This window comes from Psychroserpens sp. S379A, from assembly GCF_049800755.1.
In the GTDB taxonomy this organism is placed as follows: domain Bacteria; phylum Bacteroidota; class Bacteroidia; order Flavobacteriales; family Flavobacteriaceae; genus Psychroserpens.
Window position 1 is genome coordinate 98,653 of the sequence record NZ_JBNAFQ010000004.1, and the last position, 16,949, is coordinate 115,601.

14 protein-coding genes and 1 tRNA gene are annotated in these 16,949 nt (G+C 30.0%); 9 read left to right on the forward strand and 6 right to left on the reverse strand.

What is annotated here, in order from left to right; translation table 11 throughout:
• The first annotated feature begins 2 nt into the window (after positions 1-2).
• From ACP15M_RS11150 to ACP15M_RS11185, 8 genes are all read left to right on the forward strand, one after another.
• A complete protein-coding gene (locus ACP15M_RS11150; RefSeq protein WP_425077290.1) occupies positions 3-1,988 on the forward strand; it encodes a DUF262 domain-containing protein in 1,986 nt (661 codons plus the stop codon).
• A gap of 2 nt (positions 1,989-1,990) precedes the next feature.
• Positions 1,991-3,907, forward strand: coding sequence for a site-specific DNA-methyltransferase (locus tag ACP15M_RS11155; RefSeq protein ID WP_425077291.1), 1,917 nt, complete (start codon positions 1,991-1,993; stop codon positions 3,905-3,907).
• A gap of 5 nt (positions 3,908-3,912) precedes the next feature.
• Positions 3,913-6,951, forward strand: coding sequence for a DEAD/DEAH box helicase family protein (locus ACP15M_RS11160; protein ID WP_425077292.1), 3,039 nt, complete (start codon positions 3,913-3,915; stop codon positions 6,949-6,951).
• 13 nt (positions 6,952-6,964) lie between these two features.
• Positions 6,965-7,453, forward strand: coding sequence for a DUF6933 domain-containing protein (locus ACP15M_RS11165; protein ID WP_425077293.1), 489 nt, complete (start codon positions 6,965-6,967; stop codon positions 7,451-7,453).
• 4 nt (positions 7,454-7,457) lie between these two features.
• Positions 7,458-8,489 carry an HNH endonuclease domain-containing protein gene (locus tag ACP15M_RS11170; RefSeq protein WP_425077294.1) on the forward strand — a complete coding sequence of 344 codons (1,032 nt, stop codon included), beginning with the start codon at positions 7,458-7,460 and terminating at the stop codon, positions 8,487-8,489.
• Positions 8,486-8,851 (forward strand): HIT family protein, encoded by a 366-nt coding sequence (locus ACP15M_RS11175; RefSeq protein ID WP_425077295.1) that lies wholly within the window; start codon positions 8,486-8,488, stop codon positions 8,849-8,851. Before ACP15M_RS11170 ends, ACP15M_RS11175 begins: the two co-directional genes overlap by 4 nt.
• A gap of 134 nt (positions 8,852-8,985) precedes the next feature.
• Entirely contained in the window at positions 8,986-9,225 is a 240-nt protein-coding gene (locus tag ACP15M_RS11180; RefSeq protein ID WP_425077296.1) for a hypothetical protein, read from the forward strand.
• Between the two features lie 9 nt (positions 9,226-9,234).
• Positions 9,235-10,422 carry a hypothetical protein gene (locus ACP15M_RS11185; protein ID WP_425077297.1) on the forward strand — a complete coding sequence of 396 codons (1,188 nt, stop codon included), beginning with the start codon at positions 9,235-9,237 and terminating at the stop codon, positions 10,420-10,422.
• A 55-nt stretch (positions 10,423-10,477) separates the two neighbouring features.
• Here ACP15M_RS11185 and ACP15M_RS11190 read toward each other — a convergent pair whose 3' ends face one another.
• A complete protein-coding gene (locus ACP15M_RS11190; protein ID WP_425077298.1) occupies positions 10,478-11,500 on the reverse strand; it encodes a DUF3871 family protein in 1,023 nt (340 codons plus the stop codon).
• Positions 11,469-12,344, reverse strand: a complete 876-nt coding sequence (locus ACP15M_RS11195) for an AAA family ATPase (protein WP_425077299.1) — start codon at positions 12,342-12,344, stop codon at positions 11,469-11,471. Before ACP15M_RS11195 ends, ACP15M_RS11190 begins: the two co-directional genes overlap by 32 nt.
• 249 nt (positions 12,345-12,593) lie before the next feature.
• Here ACP15M_RS11195 and ACP15M_RS11200 point away from each other — a divergent pair, with 249 nt between their 5' ends.
• Entirely contained in the window at positions 12,594-14,045 is a 1,452-nt protein-coding gene (locus ACP15M_RS11200; RefSeq protein WP_425077300.1) for a hypothetical protein, read from the forward strand.
• Positions 14,046-14,047: 2 nt separating this feature from the next.
• Here ACP15M_RS11200 and ACP15M_RS11205 read toward each other — a convergent pair whose 3' ends face one another.
• The 4 genes from ACP15M_RS11205 to ACP15M_RS11220 form a co-directional block, all read right to left on the reverse strand.
• The gene (locus ACP15M_RS11205) at positions 14,048-15,256 is read right to left on the reverse strand and encodes a site-specific integrase (RefSeq protein ID WP_425077301.1); all 1,209 of its coding nucleotides are present in this window, start codon (positions 15,254-15,256) and stop codon (positions 14,048-14,050) included.
• A gap of 196 nt (positions 15,257-15,452) precedes the next feature.
• A tRNA-Met gene (locus ACP15M_RS11210) sits at positions 15,453-15,525 on the reverse strand.
• Positions 15,526-15,698: 173 nt separating this feature from the next.
• Positions 15,699-16,613, reverse strand: a complete 915-nt coding sequence (locus ACP15M_RS11215) for a leucine-rich repeat domain-containing protein (protein ID WP_425077302.1) — start codon at positions 16,611-16,613, stop codon at positions 15,699-15,701.
• Between the two features lie 142 nt (positions 16,614-16,755).
• On the reverse strand, positions 16,756-16,938 hold the full coding sequence (locus tag ACP15M_RS11220) for a CPXCG motif-containing cysteine-rich protein (protein ID WP_425077303.1): 183 nt from the start codon (positions 16,936-16,938) through the stop codon (positions 16,756-16,758).
• Positions 16,939-16,949: the final 11 nt, after the last annotated feature.

The window sequence follows — 16,949 nt, forward strand, 5'->3', positions numbered from 1 at the left end:
CTATGAGCAATAATTCTATTGGAACAAAATTAATTTCATTTGAAAAAATTATTAAAGACCACTTTTTCAAAATACCTGATTATCAAAGAGGATATTCTTGGGAAAAAAGACAATTAGAAGATTTAAGGAAAGATATTGAAAACCTTTACACAAAGGATTATAGACATTTTACTGGTACAATTGTAGCCACCAAAAATAAAGAACAAACCAATTATTTTAATATTGTTGATGGTCAACAAAGAACTACTACTCTTATCATTTTACTTAATGAAGCTGCTAAATTCCTTGATGACTTTAATATATTAAATACTTATATTAAAAGAGGTGAATTAGGAAGAGAGCAATACGTTCTTGAAACTAATGAAGAAACAAAAGAGTACTTTAAATCTCTGATTCAAAAAAATGAGTCACCAAATCCTAAAGTAAAATCTCATTTAAGAATTAGAGATGCTCAACTTTTTTTTAAAAAATGGTTTTCTGAAAAAGAAGTAGATATTCAGAAAGTGGTTGATATTGTAACCCAACAATTTGGTTTTATTTTTTTTACACCTCAAGACACAAAAGAAATTGGGATTATGTTTGAGGTAATCAACAACAGAGGAAAGGCATTATCTGAATTAGAGAAGATAAAAAACTTTTTTATCTACTATGCTAGTATTCATAATTACACAACATTTAGAGATGAGATTAACACAATATGGAGTGAAATATTGATTAACCTTAGTAATGCTCATGTTTATTCCAACAATGATGAAAATAGCTTTTTAAGAAACTGTTATCTTGTATTTTTTGATACTAACAAAACCAAAAGTTGGCATGTTTATGAACAGCTAAAATTAAGATTTAATCCAGAAGAAACAGAAAGAAAAAAAATAGAACAAGACTATCATACAATAAGTAATTTTGTTAGGTTTCTTAAAGATGCTTCACTACACTACTCTTACCTATTTAATCAAAACATTTTTAATGAGTCTTATGATAAAGATTTTAAGAATGAGATAAGTAAAATCTTGACCCAAATAAGATGTCAGCCTACAAAAGCATCAATTCTACCTTTATATTTAGCTACAATGAGCTATTTAGTTGAAAATCCTGAAGGGACTTTTAAGATGCTTCAAGTATTAGAAATTGCAAATTTTAGAGTGTATTTGTTACCTAAAGTCACATCAAGAGCAGATTCTATGCAAGGTGATATGTTTAAATGGGGCTATAATCTATATCATGACAGAAACTGGCACTCATCACAGTTCCCTGACTTCTTTTATACGCAATACAGCAATTTAAAAATTGAAGGTAATATTATAGATAGAATAGCTTTAGATGTTATTGGATTCACTATTCATAATTGTTCTCAGAGAAAGTTTATCCAATCACTTACTATTGATGATGATGAAGCAGATGATTACTATCACTGGAAAGGAATCCGTTACTTTTTGGCTAGTTTTGAAGAATACAAACAAGAAGATTTACAAACTACATTTGATATACAAAATATTCTAAAACAAAGAGCTGATGCAACAGTTAAGAATAATGACTTTTTATCTTTAGAACATATTTGGGCAACTCAAAATAGAAGTGACTATTTTGGGCATCACCACAAAGAAAAAAGAAGGTTAGGAAATTTTGTGCTAATTGGCTTGTCTAAAAACATTCAACTTAGTAACGATGATGTTCCTGAAAAAGTAAAAGAATTAAATAATAATGATGTAAATAAAGGTTTTGGTCATATGGCTCTGAGACAAGTTACAGACCTAACTAATATTTTACCAAAAGCTATTGATTTTGTAGATAAAAACAAGCATAAAAAAAGGACTCAAAACTGGTTCATGTTTGTATCTACTTTTATAAATGATTTTAGAGAAACAGAAATGGTGGACTTTGCATTAAAAAGATGGAGTTTTCCAAATGAAACTTTGGATAATTTCATTAATGTAGATAGCTTTAACAGACAAAACCCTAACGAAAATTTTATTTTAAAGACTAGATAAAAATGCCAGAAGAATTTAAACCTCAATACAACTTCACAAATGATAGATTAAATGAGTTAAAACAACTTTTTCCAGAAGCATGGGAAGATGGTGTTTTTAATATTGATACGTTAAAAGAACTCATTGGAGAATACAGCACAGATAATACAGTTAAAGAACATTTCGGCTTAAACTGGGTTGGCAAACAAGATGCAAGAAAAATTGCAGCAAAACCACCAACAGGTACTTTAAAACCTTGTCCTGGTGAAGGTGTAAATGAAGACAATACCGAGAATATCTTTATTGAAGGTGAAAATTTAGAAGTCCTAAAAATTCTCAGAAAATCTTACATGGGCAAAATAAAGATGATTTATATAGACCCACCTTACAACACTGGTAATGATTTTATCTACAATGACACCTTTGCTGATAGTACAGAAGATTATTTAAGAAAATCTGGTGAAAAAAGTGATGATGGGCTTTTAGTATCAAACCCAAAGTCTTCTGGTAAATATCATGCAAATTGGCTCTCTTTTATGTATCCAAGATTAAGGTTAGCAAAAGATTTATTAAAAGAAGATGGTGTAATTTTCATTTCCATAGATGACAATGAAATAGATAATTTAAGACTTTTATGTGATGAAATTTTTGGAGAAGAAAATTTCATAGGTGAACTTCCTACTATAATGAATTTAAAGGGTAATCCTGACAATTTTTGTTTTACTGATACACATGAATATACTCTAGTATATGCAAAACAAAAAGAAAATTTCACCCCAAATCAATTTGATTTAGATGAAGATGAGCTTGATGAATGGCTTGAGGATGACCATGGATTATGGAAAAGAGCTGATACTTTAAGAAGGACAGGACAAGATGCGGCAAGAGAGAGAAGACCTAAAGGGTATTTTCCTGTGTTTATTAGAGATGAAAGTTATGTTTATGTTACTGATGATGACAAACCATTAAATAATAACGATTATATTTTACTTCCCATAAATGAAGAAGGAGAAGAACTTTCATGGTCTTGGTCAAAGAAAAAAATAACAAACGAAGAGCATAATTTAATTGTAGTCGAAGGGAGAAATGGTTTAAATATTTATAAAAAACAAAGACCTCAATTAGGTAATTTACCCACCAAAAAACCAAAATCAACTTTCTACAAACCTGAATATAGTTCAAGTTCAGCTACTACATTATTAAAAAAAATAATGGGTAGTAAAGTGTTTGACTCACCCAAACCAATAGATTTAATCCGTGACTTCATTAAAATAGGCACAAATGAAAATGATATTATTTTAGATTTTTTTGTAGGGTCAGGAACAACATCACAAGCATTGATTGAATTAAACAAATTAGAAAAAACCAACAGAAAATTTATTGTCGTTCAGATTCCTGTTGAAATTACTGAAAGTTCTGCTACTGGTAAAAATGCTATAAGTTTATTAAAGAAAAGCAGTAAACCTTTAAATATTTCGGAATTAACTAAGCTAAGACTAAGGAATGTAGTTAATCAAGTAGATATCTCTCAAGGGTTTAAAATTTACAAACAAAATACTTCAACCATCTACAAATGGCAAGAATTTGTTCCAGAACAAGATGGAGCTTTACCAGATTTATTCAGCAGATTAGAGTTAGCATACAAAAACCCTCTACAAGACGGTATTAAAACCCAAGACTTTGTCACAGAAGTTATTTTACAAGAAGGTTTTCCATTAACTTCTAAACAAGAGGAAGTAGCAAGTGGTATTTTTAAAATCACTCATGAGTGGATTCCATATACACTGTATGCCACCATGCTACACAGTTTCAAAAACACAGACTTTGGTAAACTAGATTTACAAGAAACAGACCACTTTATATGTTTAGACAAGGCTTTTGAAGGTAATGATGCTCTTAAACAAAAATTAGACAACCAATGTAAATTATATACTATTTAATTGCTATGAAGTTAAAGTTTAATCCAAATCAAGAGTTTCAGCTAAAAGCAATTAATAATGTTGTAGAGCTTTTTGATGGTATTGGAGAATACCACACCAAGTTTACAATGGGTAGTGAAATAATACCTAACCTTCCAGAGGATGAAGATTTAGATGACGAGTTTCTATTAGAGAATCTTCAATTCATTCAAGAAGAGTTTGATATGGCTATGGAAGCCAAAGGTACACCTACAATGAAAATAGGTGTCAGTAACTCTTTAGAAAAAGAACGTGGTCAGATGCTAGAAGGTGTAAGCAATGACATATATGAGTACCCAAGTTTTTCTGTTGAGATGGAAACAGGTACAGGTAAAACCTATGTGTATTTAAGAACTATTTATGAACTAAACAAAAAATATGGATTCAGTAAATATGTAATTGTTGTTCCATCAGTAGCCATTTATCAAGGTATTATTAAAAGTTGGGATAACACTATAGACCATTTTAAAAGTATTTATGGGACAGAACACTTTGCTTTAAGACCTTATGATTCCAATAGAATACAAGATGTAAAAAGTTTTGCTACAGCAAAAAACGTAGAGGTATTACTAATAACATTAGCTGCATTTAACTCTACATCAAACAATCTTTACAAGGAGGCTGGTCATAAAATACCTGGTGAATTATTACCTTACGAATACATTCAAAAAGCAAGACCAATCTTAATTTTAGATGAACCTCAAAATATGAGTTCTCAAAAATCTAAAGATGCATTAAGAACACTCAAGCCATTATTCTCATTACGATATTCTGCTACTCATAAAGAAACACCAAACTTAGTATATAGATTAACACCTGTAGAAGCCTTTAGAAGAAACTTAGTAAAAAGGATTCAAGTGATTGGTGTAGAACAAAAAGAACTTGGTGGTAAAGTCCCTATTTCACTCAAAAAAGTTTCAGGCACAGGTAGAAATGCAAAAGTCACTCTTGCTACCTATACCAACAAAAAAGGTATGCAAAAAATTGAAGAAGTTACCTTAAAAACAAATGACAATCTCTTTGATAAAACTAAACTTGAAGAACACAAAGGTATGGTAATCCACAACATTGGTTCTGCTAAAGGTGAAGAGTATGTAGAGTTTGAAGATGGTACAGTTCTAAATGCTTATGGTGGTGATGGTATTTCTAAACCAGATATATTTAGATACCAAATCAAAGAGACCATTTCACAGCATATAGAGCATCAAAAAAAGATGGAAAAGCACAATGTAAAAGTGCTATCTCTATTTTTTATTGACAAGGTTGCTAACTATGTTGGTGATGGTCAGAAAGAAGGTATTATTAAAAGAATATTTAGTGAAGAATTTAGAATAGCCAAAGACCAATTAGATAGATTTAAAGACAAAAGTCCTGAAGATGTACAAGCATCTTATTTTGCTAGTTATAAAAATAAAAAAAGTGACAAATCACCTATTTATCTTGATAGTGAAGCCACAAATGCAAAACAAAGAGCTGCTGAAAAAAAGCAGTTTAAATTGATTATGCAAGGCAAGGAAGAGCTATTATCATTTGATGAAGATGTGTGTTTCATTTTTGCTCATTCTGCCTTAAAAGAAGGCTGGGACAATCCTAATGTATTTCAAATATGTACTCTTAACCAAACTGTATCAGTTACTAAAAAGAGACAAGAAATTGGTAGAGGTTTAAGGTTAGCTGTAAACCAAAAAGGGGAAAGAATGCATGATGACCAAATCAACATACTTACTGTAATAGCCAATGAGAGCTATGAGTCTTTTGCAAACACTCTTCAACAAGAATACATTGAGCAAGAAGGTGATGCACCACCAAAACCAAAACCAAAAAGAGCTGCTGCCAATAGACAAGATAAGTTTTACAATAGTGATGACTTCAAAGACTTTTGGAAAAAACTTACTCTTAAATCTAAATACAATATCAATGTTGATTCAGACAAACTTTTAGCTGAAATAAAAGAAAAGTTTAAAGACAAAAAGAACAATACATTCCCTGTTCCTAAGGTGGTTATTAGTAAAGGAAACTTTGTTATCACAACTTTCACCTTTACCATTAAATCTTTTGAAGAAAATAATACAGCAAAAATTGCTATTGTAAAAGAGGACACCAGAGGAAACAGAAACAATTTAGGTGGAATGTTTGATGATGGCTTTTTAATTTCAGAAGGAACTGATTTAGAAAAGGAACTTAAAGAACCGAAATTGAGAGGTTTCAAAGTAAATGCTATTGAGCCAAATAAATCTAACCCAGATATTGAGTTTAAGAATGGCTTTAAAGTCTCTAAATTTAAACCTGAAGCATATACAGTAAGTGACAATAGAGACATAAAATCAAAAGACTCTCAATCAGGACTAGAGAGATTCCCTGTTTTCAATGTCGTAGATAAACTTGAACAAGCTACTTCATTAACTAAAGATACATGCTTTAAAATCTTAAAAGCTGTGCCTCATGATGAACAAGCAAAACTTTTTAGAAATCCAGAAGGATTTACTAATAAACTAATTGAAATAACTAAAAATGCACTTGCTATTCATGTAGCAGAAAACATAGAATTTGAACTATCAGATGAAATAAAACAAGATGATTTAGAAGAACTTTTTCCTGAAAAGATTAACTATGTACAAACAGAAATAGTTGATTCACCTAATCATGGATTATATGATGCAACACAAAAAGATTCTGATATTGAAGAAGGGTTTGTAAGCACTAAATTAGAGGCAGATGGAAAAGTAGAGTTCTTTTTTAAGTTCCCGTCAAAATACAAGATTGACTTCCCAAAAATCATTGGGAACTATAATCCTGATTGGGGAATAATCAGAAAGGACAAAGATGATTTAAAAGTTCAACTAGTTAGAGAAACTAAAGGAACTGCTGATATTGAAAACTTGAGATTTGTTCATGAAATCAATAAAGTAAAAGTGGCTCAAAAACATTTTAAAGCACTTGGAATTGATTATGATGTAATTAAAGGAGATGAATCTAATTGGTACATCAAAAAGACAAAAGAAGCTGAAAACAATAAACTTATATAATTTATTTTCAAAAATGATAAACATACATTGCTTTAAGGCTTTTCAAAATTATTATAAGATTGAACCTTTACCTGAAAAAGAAATAGAGTCTAAGTATTTATGGACAGCTCAAAGGTTTAAAGCTGATAATTGTAGTTGTGTTACATTTATACACCACCAAACTTATTTTTATGTTACCTTGTTTGACCTTAAAAGAGAAGACCTGAATGAGTTGCAAAAACTTTTTGTAAAAGAATTAATAAATCATCTTGAGAAATATATTGTTTTAGAGAAAGATGATATAGGTGTAATCAAGAACTACTGTTATAAATTATCCTTTTATGAAAAGTCAAATGACAATAAAGTTAATACAATGCTGAGCAATATTGTAACTGTAATAAAGGGCTTAAATTTTTGGGATTTTCAAAATGAAAACCAAGTTTCTGTGAAAGAAGAATATGATGAATTTGAGCTGTTCTTTGATAAGAAAGTTTGTGAGAAGTTTTTAAATTCAATTCGTTAGCTTAATGCAACTTCCTTTCAGTTTAGAAATACCAATATCAAAATTAGCTTCTGTATTCAGAAACACCAGTGCTACCTATAAATTTTATTGGTTTTGGGGAATTTTAGAATCTATAGAAGAAGGAAAATCAACTATCAATAAGAAGGAAATATTTGCTAGAATGCTTTCTTTGTCATGGTACACTGTGAATTACTTCCATATTTCATTCGGGAAACAGGATTTAATACAACAAGCTATTTTTAATGTCAAAGACTTAGAAAATCTAAGTATTGATGACAAACAAAGTGTTATTCTAAATAGGTTAATTAAGTCAAAAAATCCAGAGACAATTAAACTGTTACTTCATTTTGACAATAATGTACCACATAAATTTTTAAGTCCATGGTTAGGTAGTGGTTCAAGAGCAAAAGTATATGAGCAATCCCTAGACAACAATATAAATGCACCTTACCAATTGCATAAGGAACATATTGTAATTAATAACAAATGGTTTAACTATTTCAAAAACAACCTTGGTATTTTGAAATCATTCAGCTTTTGGAATCTAGCTCTTTTTCTGCAAAGTAGAAATCCTAATGTTCCTGATATACCAAACAAAATCCATAGACCAATTATTAGGGGAAGTTTGAATAAGCATAAACAGAAGTTTTGGGATATTGTTTTAAATGAACTTGGCTATATTAATTGTATCTACACAAATGAAAAATTAGTTGTTGGTGATTACATTATTGAGCATTTTTTACCACACCAGTTTGTAGCACATGATTTAATGTGGAATCTTATTCCTGCTGATAGTCAATTCAATTCTAAAAAAAGTGACAAACTGCCACCATTTGAAAAGTACTTTGATGATTTTTACTACTTACAGAAAGAAGGCTTTGAAATAATAAAAAAGATAAGTCCAAAGAATAAGTTTCTACAAGATTACCTTACAATTTTCCCAGAAATGTCTTTTGATAAGTCAAAGTTTGTTGAACATATACAACCAATGCTAACTATTGCTCATAATAATGGATTTCAGTATTTAAAGACATGAAAAACTTCTTAAAAATAGCAGAGAATAAAAAACTTTATAAGAATAGTCATTTCTTTATAATCAAAGACTCATATCCTGTTTCACCAGGACATCTATTGATTATATCCAATGAATTAATAGAAGACTATTTTAACCTTTCTAAAGAAGCTAAACAACAATTACCTGATGTAATAGATGAAGCTAAAAAACTAATCGAAACTGAACACTCACCAGATGGTTATAATATTGGAATGAACTGTGGTAAACCTGCTGGACAAACCATTTTTCATTTCCATTGTCATATTATCCCAAGATATAAAGGTGATTTAAAGCACCCAGAAGGTGGTGTTAGAGGTGTGATTCCAAATAAAATGAAATATTGATTAAAAATTAAAAAGAGAAATAAATATAAATAATACGAAAAGGTATAATTATTGTTTTAATCATAAATATGTACTAAAACATTTTTTTTTCGTTATATTATTAAATAATTTCGCAATTCAAACTAGTTGAACCTATGGAAAATAATAAAAGCACCTTAGATAATATTTTAGGACTACTTGGAGTTCTTTCTCTATTTGCTATTGTTTACCATGCATATAAATCACTAGACTCTGATACTGAAACTAATGTAATTTCTGATGATGCTCTTAAGGCAATCAAAAATCCTGAAACAGCTGATAAACTTAGAGAAGCTGTTGATGATTACCATGAGACAGGTGAATGGAATGAAAGAAAATTAGAATCAATTTTATAATAAAATGCTATGAATCTTACATTAGGTTTCATAGCCTTTTTTATTTCAATAATAATTCCTGGAATCCTCTTTAGAAGATTCTTTTTTTATGGGGAATTTTCTAAACAATTTAATACTAAAGACCCTGTTTTACATTCTATTTTCTTAGGTATAATCCCTGGCATTGTAGTTCAATTAATTTCCTTTATTATTTATAATCTATCACTTGGTTTCGATTCAAGTTTTTTAGATGTATTTACAATATTTAGAGACATTACTTCTGATGGTTCTAATGGTACTCAAGAAGCAACAAAGAACTTCATAAACAATCATATTATTACTTTCTTTCTGTATTCAATATTTGTTTTCGCCTTAGCTTCTTTTTTAGGATGGATTTCGAGTAGAATAATTAGAGTAAGAAAGTGGGATAAGAAATTTAAACTTTTTAGATTTAAAAATCAATGGTATTATATATTTAGTGGTGAGGTTTTAAATATGAAGAAATTTCAAGAAGCCCATCTAGTTTCTTTCAAAAACAATAAAGGAAAAGAACAAGATACACTGATGACTTATGCTGATATTTTGGTATCTGTAAGTGACCAAAATGACAGAAAAGAATTATACACTGGTTATGTTGTTGATTATGATTTAAAAAGTGATGATATTTCTCAATTAGATAAAATCTATTTAATAGATACTCATAGGTACAAAAAAAAGGATAAGGTTTATGACGATAAAGGTAAAGAAGTAAAACCTAAGAAGGACAAAAACCCTACTCAATCAAGAAACAGATTAAAAGTCCCTGGTGATATTTTTGTTTTGAATGCAAAAAATATAGTTAATCTGAATCTTACTTATATTCCTTCAGTAAAAAAGAAAATTGAAAAAAAGAAAAAAGAGGCTAAAACTCAAAAAGTATATTCAAAAATCCAAATAGGATATTTGATAATAATCTTACTCATTGTACTAGCCCATTTTTTCTACGGAATATTAAGGTTAGATGAAACTTTTTTATATGATTATCTTACCAAAACTAATTTCTGGGGTAAGCTATTAGTTATACTTTTCTTTAATCAGTTTCTTTCATTCTTTTCACCTTCTCAGAATAAGGATAAAAAATTATCTTATGATTTCCATGATTGGAAATCTAGGCTTCTAAGTCTTATAATTTGGGGGATTTTGGCTTATTGGTTTGCCATTAAACCCCTACTCGATTAATATTTAAGTAAACAATAGCCCAACCTCTAATTAAAGAAATTGGGCATCTATCAACTCAATTCACAAACCAAGAATACTTGGAATCCCCATTGAGAGTTTGTGCCAATCCATTTGTAAAATCAAAAGCATTGACAGTTCTATCCAGAAAAGCATCTATATAAGAACTCTTATTTGCTGATGTGAAAAGGTTATAAACATTCCATAAATTAATGTTTCCATTTTCATCTTTACAAAAACTCTTATCCTCATAATAGTCTTTTGCAATAGTATTCATTTGCCTATCTGCAAAGTCCATTTGTGGTAATTCCTTTCTCTGTTCTTTAGGCAGATAATTATACAATCTTGCTTTACCAATTAACTGTGCAAATTGATGTTCAGTAATACTCTGTTGTGTCAGTTCTCTCATTGCTTTTAAATGACTTTCTGCTTCATAACCTTGTATGGTTTCCATTATTTTAGCTTGAAGCTCATCATACCCACCTACTCTCATTTCTGACACAAAGCCATCAGATGATATACACATATTACAGCATACCATGTTTTGGAATCCAATAAAGAATTTGAATTTTTCATATGTTTTCTTACTGTAAAGGTTTTCATGATTGTATGCTCTAACACCACCTACCATCAAGGATAAAGGATTACCGTTAATGGTTTCTGTTATTGATGGTATTCTCACCATAAAAGCCATCCTCTCAAAGTACTGAGTAACTTCAGTATCTAATAATTCATTGGCTGACTTGTGTATAGCATCACTAGTTCTGCCCTTAATTTGATGACTTACCCTTATCTCTGGCTTATCAATCTGCTGATTATTAAAAACTCTACTAACACAGTCTTGAGTTATTTCTATGAACTCTTGATGTGCTATGGTTCTTTCATTATCCTTGGCAAATACTGGGATAATGCACTCTTCTTTTAAACAAGAAAGACTAACGTTTTTTGTGTTAGCCTCTATAAATGGGTTCTGTTTAAATTTTCTCTTTTCTGATAGTGTATGGTAATCTTGAGAAGATTGTTTTGTACTATCAGGTAAAGAGGAAATATTATTGTTTTGGGTTACTGTTATAAGTTCCATTTTGACTGTGTTTTGGTTGTTTAACTAAATTTTCTAATTGTTCTTTTTTCTTAATGAAATCTGCATTAAGAGTTTTTTGAAATCCTGGATTATCCTTATACAACTTCATAAGTTCACTTACAGATAAACATTCATTAATATGATTTAAGATGTCTTCCTTAGAGTGTGATTCTCCACTCCATTCAATTAACTTTTTACCTATGGCAGAATTAATTACAAACTCAGGCTTGTTCATAAATAATCCTGTTCTATCTTTTGATGCCTTAGACAAATGATTTTCATTGATTATTTCAAAGTTAATGGTCAGCTCATACTCAAAGCCCTCTCTAGTGATTTCTTTTGTTCCATGTTTTACGACTTTAGCTCTACCATTACTTCCAATATCCATAGAATAGTCAATTTTTCTTCTTGTTGTTGTAATGATATGACAGGAAGATTGAAGTATTTTATCAATAAATGCCTGATGTTGTGGTGTTACCTTAGCCCAATCTTGAAATCTACCTCCTAATTGTTCATGAATCTGAAGACACCCACCTGTTCCAGACCACTCATGGCTCACTGAATCTATTATACATACAGAAATTCCAGCTTTTTCACATATTGATATTGCTTCAATATACCTATGCGGTGAATAGGGTGCTGATAAGTCTAAAACATTAAAATTCCCTAAATCAGAATAAAGAGAAGCTGATGAATTTTCAGTATCAATCACAGCAATTTTTGACCAATCTTTAGTCATTCCATAAGCTAATTGTAATGCTGAATATGTCTTTCCAAAACCTGATGCTCCAGAAATACCAATTCTTAACTTTACATTACTTCGTTTACTTTGTTTAAGTTCCATTATTTAAATTTTTTAAGATTAATATTTATTTTTATTTAGAATTTTATTTACTATTTAACACTCTGTATTTCAAACAAATACATTGTTATTTTTTAAAGAAATACTATGTGAAATATTTAGTTTTTTTGTATCTTTGCTTTTGTCGAAAGACATGAAGTGAGGAATACATTTTTAGGAATGTTGGTGGTTCTGCCTAAAAATCTTATTCCCGCCTAACATCAAGTTAGCCTCTCTGAATATGAGAGGGTCATGTTGACTTTTAACTCAACACTTGATACCACCAAGGAGAACCACCTTGGAAGTGAACCCAGAACAAATCCTGATAGGGTATCTCAGGTCAATGAAGTACCTAAAAGTTTAACGGCTTTTATTCCTAGCAACTTAGATTTAGATAAATTGCTACAGGAAAACCCACCTAGTTTTAAATTCCATAAGGATAATTTCAAGCTCTTGCTTGATTATGTTTATAAACTGTTTAACCCTGAAAATAGCGACATATTTTCTCGATTTCATTCTGGTTTAATTCAAAGAAGAATCCGAAACTATAGAGAACACTTTGACTATTTAATTAACAATAAAATTCTCTTTGAGGATAGTCAATATATTGTTGGCATAAAGTCAAGAGGATTTGCCTATACAACTGAGTATTGTGTTGAAGCTAAGCAAACTATTATCACTCATCAAAGATTAATCAAAAAGATTTTAAAACGTTATGAGGTTGATTTTAGTAAACCAATAATTGACGGTTCAGAGTTAGATATATCCTTCCTAACAAAATGGCTATCTGACAGCAAACTAAAAATTGATTTCGTTGCCGCAAAACAATATCTTTTAGATTTATACATTAAAGAATCTAGCTTAAATGATGACTCATTTGATTATTGGAATTACCATGCTATGCAAAGATTTAATTCAAGACTCAGACCTTTAGTTTTATTTCACAAAGGAAATTTCAGTCCTAAACTAGACACAACTGCTGGTAGATTGCATTCTGTCCTAACACAATTAAAAAGTGATTTAAGACAGTTCATAACATATGATAACCAACCATTGGTCTCTATTGATATTGTTAATTCTCAACCATATTTAGCTTCTGTTTTATTAAACTATGAAAAATATGAAAAAAATAACATCTTACACCTTATCCAACTATACAACCCCAACTTACTATCCTCTACCCAAAACCCTATTATGTTAGCAAAACTGATTCAAAAGGTTGAGAATGCAGAAAACGTAATAAAGTTTATCAATTCTGTAAAAACAGGTAGGTTCTATGAAGAATTTGGTAAGTTAATAGGTATTGATGCCTCAATAGACAATAATAGAAGAATTGTTAAAGATGCTACTTTCAGTGCATTGTTTAGTCCTAATGAAAAAGCAAAACACATAAAAGAGGTTCAACTTTTTAAATCCACATATCCAGAAGTATATGAAGTTTTTAGGACTGTTAAGTCTGCTAAAGGAAAGCATAGGGCATTATCGTGTATGTTACAAAGATTTGAAGCTAATCTTATACTACATACTATCTGCAAAAATATAAACCAAATAAATCCAGATATTCCAATGTTCACTTTGCATGATTCAATAATAACAGTTCCTGAGTATCAGGATGTAATTGAAAAGGAAATGAAACACGTTTTAGAAAATGCAGTTGGATTTGCACCAGAACTAAAAGTAGAGAAATGGGAAAGAGTAGCTTAACACTACTCTTTCAATTTTCTTTTAAGACTATTAATTTCTTGGCTAATTTTCTGTTGGACCACTTTACCATAATGTCTTTGAGTAATTGTCATTTTAGAATGACCTAAAAGCTCACTCACAATTTCCATTGGCACATCATTATAAAGCAATACAGTAGTTGCAAATGTTTTTCTGGCAATGTGATGTGTCAATTTCTTTTTAAAGCCTAATATCACTCCTATTTCCTTTAAGTAGGAATTAAATTTTTGATTGGTGACAACAGGTAGTAATCTATCTTCATGATAGTACTTCTCAAGAATTGAAATTGCTTTAGGTAAAAGAGGAATATTAACTGGACTCCCTGTCTTTTTTCTAAACATTTTAATCCATTTGTTTCCATCAAATCCTTCAATTATATGTTCTTCACTTAATGCTTTCATTTCAGCATATGCTAAGCCTGTATAACAGCAAAACACGAAACAATCTCTAATCCTTTCCAATCTTAAATTATAGGAAAAATCATGTTTCTCTAGCTTTTCTAATTCATCAGAACTGAGATATACTACTTCAACTTTATATCTTTTAGGTTTATAAAGAATAAAAGGGTCTTTTTGTAGATACCCTTCAGCTAGAGCTAACTTTATTATTTTACGTAATCTCTGTATAGACTTATTTATGGTAATCTGTTTATGTCCTAATTCTGACTTTAAATAGAAATCAAAATCATCCAGAAACTTTAATGTAATCTTAGATAACAAAATATCATTACGCTTATATTTAAATTTCAAAAAGTTAGACAGATGATTTTTAGCTTCTTTAAACTTATAATAGGTTGATTTGGTATATTCCTTCCCAATGAGTTTAGACATGTCCTCATTGTGGGTCTTAAATACTTCCATTAAAGTTTTTTCCTTGTTTATATTTTCTCCCTTATACTTTAAATAAATATCCTCAACATCAAATACATCTTCTTTAACTTGTAATAGTAAAGAAGCCTGTTGCAGTTTCTGTTTAATTAAAGTAAGCTGGGTATTAATGTAGTTGTATTCTTCCTCTGATGGTTTAACAATTTGTTTTTTACTGTCCCAAGATTTAGAACTGACAAAAAGACCAGTTGCAAATTGCTTCCTTTTTTTATTAAAAGTCAACCTACAAAATAATGGTGCTTTATCATCTGTTCTGGTTTTGTTCTTGGCAATAATAAAGCGTATAGTTAGCTTTAATAATTCCATATTTTAACTAGGTTTTAAAGAATAAAGGAAGATGAAATACAATGGTTACCTTTTTTTTGAGAATGGTTACCTTTTTGTATGCCTTTTATTTGATAGTATTATACAATGCTTAAAAAGTAGATTTTTATTAAAACATTGTATTACAAGAAATTATTAAACAAAAAAGAGCTAACATTGCTGTTAACTCTTTACTTAGTAGCGGGAACTGGACTCGAACCAGTGACCTTCGGGTTATGAGCCCGACGAGCTACCTACTGCTCTATCCCGCGATTTAAATAAAATGATTCTCTTAGCTTTTAACTTTCGGTTCATAATGCCGACTCAACCATTTCGGACTGCAAATATACAACGCTTTTTGATTTCTACAATAAAATAAATACAAAAAAATAACTCTTAATTAAATTTAACTAAGAGCTATTCAAAATTAAAACTATAAAATATATTAATCGTCGTCGTCTTCGGTATCTAATGTAGCATAAACTCCTGCATCCTTATTATTTACATAATCAAATTGCTCTATGTTTGGAAGCTGCGTTTTTAACTGTGCTAAATCTCCTTTAAAGTCATTATTACCTATCATTAGTATTTTTAAGTTAGATAAATTTGCCATATCTGTAGGCAGATTACCAAAAAATGCGTTGTCAGCTAATACCAATTCTTCTAAATTTACAAGATTAGAAATTGCATTTGGTACGATTCCTAATAAGGTATTATCAAAAACACTTAATGCTTTCAAATCTGTTAAATTACCAATACTTTTAGGTAATTTACCTGTTAGGTTATTACTACTCACTAATAATTTCTTAAGCTTAGCTAAATTCCCTAATGAACTAGGCAATACACCAGAAAGGTTATTACTATACAATTCTAAAGATTCTAATTGAGATAGTTGACCAATCGATTCTGGAATTGATCCTTCAATATTGTTCATAAACAATTGTAATGATTGTAATGAAGATAAATCACCAATAGTATTTGGTAATGCCTTATCAAGCTTATTAAAAGCAACATTCATTACTTCAAGAGCTTTTAGGTTTCCTATTGAATTTGGAATTGCTCCTGAAATATTATTTCGAAATAAGTTGAGTTCTTTAAGGTTAACTAAATCTCCTATTGCTTCAGGAAGTTGACCTTCAAGATTATTAAACTCTAAATTAAGAGCTACTACATTTTCACCTTCAACAGTAACACCATACCAACTAGAAACTGGACTTTCTAAATCCCAAGTTGTATGCCACGATGTACCATTTGTTGAACTGTGAAAAGCTAGAAGTGCTTCTTTTTCTTTTGTAGTGATACTAGCAAACGAAAATATCGTTACTAGGCACAATAACATTGTAATTTTAGCGGTTTTCATATTAGTAGATTTTTGTGAGGGAGCACATTTACTATAACGAAAATAGAAGAATATCGATTATCTACCAATTTTTTTCGACGAAATGCATAGTTGTTCATCGAAAATTTTATAAAAAACTGATTATCAGATGTTTAAAAACAAGCTATTGTTCAATGTTTTGAGCTTCAAAATTTAAAACCTCATTGTTTTCTGTGTTGACAATCAACTGTATAGGATTACAACACACTTCGCAATCTTCAATATATGACTGATGGGATTGCGAAATATCAACGAGCATTGATATCGTTTCCCAGCAATATGGACACTGAAAAAAATGCTCTATCATGATATTTTTTT